Origin of the sequence: Legionella norrlandica, assembly GCF_000770585.1 — a bacterium.
Taxonomy (GTDB): domain Bacteria; phylum Pseudomonadota; class Gammaproteobacteria; order Legionellales; family Legionellaceae; genus Legionella; species Legionella norrlandica.
This window is the reverse complement of record NZ_JNCF01000004.1, coordinates 91,401-98,080: the sequence shown is the minus strand read 5'-3', so window position 1 is coordinate 98,080 and position 6,680 is coordinate 91,401. Positions and strand designations below refer to the sequence as shown.

The window sequence follows — 6,680 nt, the reverse complement described above, 5'->3', positions numbered from 1 at the left end:
GGTTTTAACTGCTTTTTTCTAGTTTGAATCAACACATTAAGATTAACATGTCTAACCTTAGGCTAAAAGGTCTTAGCATCGTTTTTGATAAGGCAATAGTATTTTTAGTAATTCTTCAAAAGCTATAAGCATTTTTTGCATTATAAAATCAATCCAAATTTAAAAAATTCCATAATTCTAAAAACTATTTTAAATGGTATTAGCAAAACATAATCAAATAAGATTGCAACAATTTAGTAAAAACTAATCAAATAAGATTGCATTTAACCAATGAACCAGTAAGATAAAAAATCATAGTAAATTATCAAGGGATATGAGGTTATTATGCGATATATTCTACCAGCGGGAGCACTTACCAGTCTTAATTTCTTACGTGATGACTATCAAGCAGAGAGGAAAGTGGATTTGGATCAACCACCATCTTTCATTGGTGTACCTACTTTTTTCGGAGGTACCGATGTCATAGCCAGGGATAAACAAACCAAATTTATAAAAAAAATGATCGTCGTCCTTAGAGCGAATCTCGCAAAAGAAGAAGAAATTACTACCCCTGAGCAATGGGAAGCTAATTTAACTGCGTCACGAGTGGTCATTGCAGCTTGTTTATATATCCAATTGCAAATTTCATCTCCCAAAAATAACTCCGCATTATACCGATTAATTAACAAGCATCTAGGGATTACTGATCTCAATTACTTGGATGATGAAGACAAAGAAATGTGTTTTCTGGCTGCCAATAGAATTATCAACTCATCGTTATCTGCATTTAGCGATGCTAATGCTGCTTTACGTAAAGAGAACATGAAGCCATTTACTGAACAGGAATGGAGTGAATTTTCCAAATTTGTAAGCAATATAAATATTAAAAAGGTATCTAGCAATCCTTACATAAATTATCCAATTACATCTATTACTCAACCTTTATTTGGAGCTGCATTTTCCTATACAGGGGCAACAATTGGTTACCTTGGAGGAGATGTCATTAGTCAATCCTCTAAAGCGATGTCAACCAAATTACAAATCACCACCATGGTGGGAAGCACCTTACTAATGCTAGGCACTACAGGTCCTATGGGCGTTGCACTATTCTCTCAAGTGATAGCAAGCAAGCTAGTCACTGCATTTTTCAGCATTAGCCTAGGTCATGTATTAGGAACTGCAATGGGAATCCTTGGGCAAGGAGTAGGAATAGGTGTAGGCATGCCTTTGGACCTCGCCTATCGGTTATTATGGAAAACCAGTGCAGCAATCATCAATTATTATAGTAACTATCCTAATACTTCTCAGATGACTGGCATTCGTATTACTGATGGTAAATCGGTGATTGGCGGCATCGTTATTGAGTATAATCCAAACTCAGATATAAAAGCCGAAGAGGGACAACAAAGCGTAGAAATTACTGAGGATGGCAAACTACTTATTAATGGAAAGCCAGTTACTATTCCTGATAGTGGAGTTCAACTTCCACTTGAACTAATTAATGAATTAAAAGAGCAATTAAAGCTACGGGAAAAGACAACTGATGATGAAGAATCTTCTACGAAATCATTGATTGCCACGTGCTAATCGATAACAACCAAGAAGATATTATCCAATACGCAAATCTCCCTCAATAGTATATTCTGGTTGTCGCTGCAGCGCCAGCCAGATCGCTATACCCATATCAAAAACCTAATAACGCATCGCAACTTGTTCCTCCCCTAACAGATTACTCAATAATTTGATTAAATCATCGCTAGGAGTGACATGCCATTGTTGACCAAGATTTAAATGTGCTTTGGCAAAAGCATTAGTATAAACAAACTGAACGGCACATCGGCCTGAGTGTGTCTTTAATAAAGATTGAATAGAAGAAAATAGCGTGCTGCTATTTTGATTGAAACGCAACTCAAGACAACGAGCAAACTTGGTTCTAGCCATCGCAACACTAAACAACTGGCTGGCAGTCAATTTAATTCCACCATTATAATCATCAATGGCTACTTCACCCTCAATAACTAACATACCGCCAGTTGTTAGTGGCTCAGAAAATTGTTCAAAAATTTCTCCAAAAACAACCGCATCAACTCGGGCTGTGCCATCATCCATTCCAATAATTACTAATTTCTTACCCCGCTTGGTAATTATTTTTCTGATCGCTACTATTTGGGCACAAATCATTGCTTTTTTATGTAGGGATGGATTTAGTTGGCCTAAAGGTACAATAAAATCACTCAATTCGCGTCGATATTGATCGGCAGGATGACCTGTGAGATAAAAACCTAAAACCTCTCTTTCTCCATCTAACCGCTGTGTCTCAGACCAAGACTTGCATTCTACATAATCTTGTTCATTAGTTTTATCTTCCAAAAGCGAGAATAAATCAAATTGCCCGCTGGATTGATTTTGATGCTCTCTTTCCGCAACTTTTAAAGCTTTTTCCAAAGAGGCTGTTAAGACTGATCTTTCCACATTCCAGTCATCAAAAGCACCACTCTTAATTAATGCCTCAATAACACGTCTGTTGACTTTACGCAGATCAAGCCTTTGACAAAAACGAAATAAATCCTCAAAGGCTCCGTTTTGGGCTCGCTCTTGTATGATGCAATCAATAGCAGACTCTCCAACTCCTTTGATAGCACCTAAACCATAAATTAATGTTCTTTCATCGAACACAGTAAAGTGGTACATGGAATGATTGATTGAAGGCGGTAGTACTTTTAATTTCATGTGCGCACATTCGTCAATAAAAGTAACAACCTTATCCGTGTTATCCATATCAGAGGACATCACCGCAGCCATAAAAGCTGCGGAATAATGTGCTTTTAACCATGCAGTTTGATAGGCTACTAGGGCGTAAGCAGCAGAATGTGATTTATTGAAGCCATAACCGGCAAATTTTTCCATCAAATCAAAAATATGGGTTGCAACAGCTTCATCAACTCCTCTTGCAACAGCACCTTGCGTAAAAATTTCCCTCTGCTTTGCCATCTCTTCTGGTTTCTTTTTACCCATAGCGCGTCTTAGCAAGTCAGCTGATCCCAGAGTATAATTAGCCAACACCTGAGCGATTTGCATTACCTGTTCCTGGTATAAAATAACCCCGTAAGTTGGCTTAAGAATGGGTTCCAAATCAGGATGAGGGTAATCTACGCGAGCTCTACCATGCTTTCTGTCGATGAAATCATCCACCATCCCGGATTGCAGCGGGCCAGGTCGGAATAAAGCAACCAATGCAATAATATCTTCAAAACAATCCGGTTGAAGTCTGCCAATCAATTCCTTCATCCCGCGAGATTCCAACTGGAATACTGCTGTGGTTTTGCATGCTTTTAACAAATCAAAGGTAGCTTCATCATCTGTAGGAATTTGGCTAATATCAACCGACGGCAATCCTGCTTGTTGACATTGATTGTTTACTGTTGCCAAAGCCCAATCGATAATAGTGAGTGTTCTCAACCCTAAAAAGTCAAATTTAACTAATCCAACTGCTTCCACATCGTCTTTATCAAATTGACTTACAATTTGAGTCGAGCCTTCTTCACAGTAAATCGCTGTAAAATCAGTCAGTTGAGAAGGAGCTATGACGACTCCTCCGGCATGCTTCCCTGCATTTCGGGTAATTCCCTCCAATTTCAGCGCGAGATCAAATAATTCCTTAACCTCCTCCTCTTCTTCATACCGCCGTCGGAGCTCTTCTTCCTGCTCCATAGCTTTGCTTAAAGTAATTCCGAGTTCAAATGGAATTAATTTTGCTAACTTATCAACGAAACCATAAGGGTGACCTAAAACACGCCCAACGTCTCTCACTACTGCTTTCGCAGCCATAGTTCCAAATGTAATAATTTGCGAAACGCTTTGCCTGCCGTATTTTTCTGCAACATATTCAATAACCCTATCACGGCCTTCCATGCAAAAATCCACATCAAAGTCAGGCATGGAAACACGTTCTGGATTTAAAAAGCGCTCAAAAAGTAGTTCATACTCCAGTGGATCCAGATCAGTGATTTTAAGGGCATAGGCCACAAGAGAACCAGCACCCGAACCTCGACCTGGTCCCACTGGAACTCCATTCTGTTTCGCCCATTGTATAAAGTCAGCAACAATCAAGAAATAGCCAGCAAACCCCATGTTATTAATTACATCAAGTTCCACTTTAAGGCGTCTATCGTATTCTCCTCTCTTAGCAAGGAACTCTCCCTCGGACTTGTCTATAAAGATTTGCTTTAATCGCTCCTCTAAACCCAATTGAGAAAGGTGTGATAAATACTCCTCTACAGTGGATCCTTCCGGAATAGGAAAATTAGGTAAATAATTATGTCCCAGATCGAGCTTAACATTACAACGTTTGCTAATTTCCACCGTATTTTGGATGGCACTGGGAAGATCGGAAAACAAACTCGCCATTTCATCTGCAGAACGCAAATATTGTTGAGAACTATATTGTTGAACCCGTCTCGGATCAGCTAAAGTGTATCCCTCGTGTATGCATACTCGAGCTTCATGAGCATCAAAATCATCCTCATCGATGAACCTGACATCATTCGTTGCAACAAGAGGTAATTGTAACTCGTCGGCCAAAGCAACCAACTTCTCATTATAGTGCTGCTCATCAGCCCTCTCAGTACGCTGAATTTCCAAATAAAAGCGATTGGGAAACAAACTCATCCAATGCAAAGCGCGTTTTTTTGCCAGGGCATTATCATTGGCCAGTAATGCTTGGCCAATATCACCAAACTTTCCTCCGGATAAAGCAATTAACCCATCGGCATAATCTTGGATCCATTGAGCTTGAACCCTGGGTTGGCCATGATATTGACCTTCCTGATAAGCCTTTGATACCAAACAGGTTAAATTTTTATAGCCTTGGGTATCTTGACATAATAAAACCAAGGAAAAGACATTGTCTGGATTTTCAGGATCATGGCAAGGTAAATCACTGCCAATGATTGGTTTGATTCCAGCTTCAATTGCGCTTTTAAATAATTTGACAGCCGCAAACAAATTACAAAAATCTGTCACTGCAATGGCATTCATGCCCCTGCCAAGCAAAGACTTCATGAGAGGTTTAATCTGCACTAAACCATCCACTAAAGAAAACTCAGTATGTACTCTTAGATGAACAAAACGTTGTCTCATGGAAGATTCATTTATTAAAAATAATTCGGAAACTTTAACCTAAATGTCAGGTTCTAATCTACCTAAAATTTTATAATTATGTTATTTGGGCTAGCGTTTTACCAAGAATTGTAGGGTGGCCTTGGCCCAACATACAGTGGCACCTTCCTAGCCCTTCGCAAGTGCGAGAAAATTTAGTAGTTTATACCATAATTTATTACAAATGCGATTGATGAGGATCAAAAGCATCTCTTACTGCATCTGCGAATAGGTTAATAGCCAAAACTAATAAAAACATAAATAAAAACGCTGCAAGCATAGGCCACCAAACCACAGGATCTCGTGCTAGTTCAAGGCGCGCGCCATTGATCATATTTCCCCAACTGATCGTTAAAGGTGAAACTCCTACTCCTACATAAGTCAAAACAGCCTCTGCCAGGACCAAAAAACTGAAATCTAATACCAAAGTAATAACGACAATATGCATAACATTTGGAAAGAGATGCTTGCGAAAAATAGTAAACCAATTACTACCCAATGCTCGCGCCGCTAAAACATAATCTATTTCACGTAACTTCAAAGTTTCTGCTCTTAAAAGCCGACATAAACTGGTCCAGCTTGTCACACCTAAAATAAAACAAAGTGCTAATAAACGAGCGTCCGCGCTTTTAGCTAAAGTAGTAAATTGCTCAGGATGGTTGGTAATATAGGTTTGTAAAGACAATACCGACGCAGTAATTAATAAAACCCCGGGAATAGAACTTAAAGTAGTATAAGTATATTGAATAACATCATCCACAAGCCCGCCGAAATACCCTGCTCCTACCCCTAATAGCAAGGCCAATGGCAACATAAATAAAGTAGTTAGGAAACCAATAATTAAACCGGTTCGGATGCTTTTTAAAGTGAAATAAAAAATATCCTGCCCAATTTGCCCTGTTCCAAAAACATGTAGCGATCTGGATAAACTGTATCCAATTATTACCGCAAAAGTAAGAACACCAATCGTTGCTATAGCACTAATTTGAGTTGAACTTAAAATAAAAATTCTTTTATGCCCACGGCCAAACTTTATTAAAGCCAGTAATAACCAGCCACCAAAAATCATGAGAACACTCCAAATTGCTCCATAAATAATCACTGACTTAATGAGGAGATACTTTTCCTCTTTCGTTTTTATAGAAGCGGGAGGATATTTCAATCTGGGATAAATTTGGGCCATGGTTCCGTTAATCAATTTCGTTTCACTTACAAATTGAGTTAAAGCCAAAGGGGCAGAATAGGTTTTTTCATAAATATTTCCTATCGGATCCAAAATCTTATCCAGAAGAGACTGAGTATTTTCAATATTATCTTTTGTCGACTTGATATGAATAGAATCCAAGACTCCTACTATCAAAAATAACAATAACACTATGCCAGCACTTACAGCCAAAGGTCTTTGTAAAATAATATAAAATGACAATTTGATATGGTGTTTTCTAAGACTTAGCAGAGCAGTAAAGAAAACCACGGCCAGCAAAGTAAGGAAACATTTGTCAGTCCAAAACAGTTCAAATGTCATTTTTTATCCCACACTCCTT

At 38.5% G+C, this 6,680-nt stretch carries 3 protein-coding genes; 1 reads left to right on the top strand and 2 read right to left on the bottom strand.

Annotated features, from left to right (window positions below):
- Positions 1–324 precede the first annotated feature (324 nt).
- Positions 325–1,566: a hypothetical protein gene (locus tag OK13_RS02010; RefSeq protein WP_035887148.1), complete on the top strand. Its 1,242-nt coding sequence runs from the start codon at positions 325–327 to the stop codon at positions 1,564–1,566.
- Between the two features lie 105 nt (positions 1,567–1,671).
- On the opposite strand, the gene dnaE is transcribed toward OK13_RS02010, so the two are convergent.
- The gene (gene dnaE, locus OK13_RS02005) at positions 1,672–5,118 is read right to left on the bottom strand and encodes a DNA polymerase III subunit alpha (protein ID WP_035887146.1); all 3,447 of its coding nucleotides are present in this window, start codon (positions 5,116–5,118) and stop codon (positions 1,672–1,674) included.
- A 196-nt stretch (positions 5,119–5,314) separates the two neighbouring features.
- A complete protein-coding gene (locus OK13_RS02000; RefSeq protein ID WP_035887143.1) occupies positions 5,315–6,661 on the bottom strand; it encodes an ABC transporter permease in 1,347 nt (448 codons plus the stop codon).
- Between the last annotated feature and the right edge of the window lie 19 nt (positions 6,662–6,680).

Coding starts and splice junctions, on each gene's coding strand:
- dnaE (WP_035887146.1), bottom strand. CDS start 5,118: ATGAGACAACGTTTTGTTCATCTAAGAGTACATACTGAGTTTTCTTTA.
- OK13_RS02000 (WP_035887143.1), bottom strand. CDS start 6,661: ATGACATTTGAACTGTTTTGGACTGACAAATGTTTCCTTACTTTGCTG.
- OK13_RS02010 (WP_035887148.1), top strand. CDS start 325: ATGCGATATATTCTACCAGCGGGAGCACTTACCAGTCTTAATTTCTTA.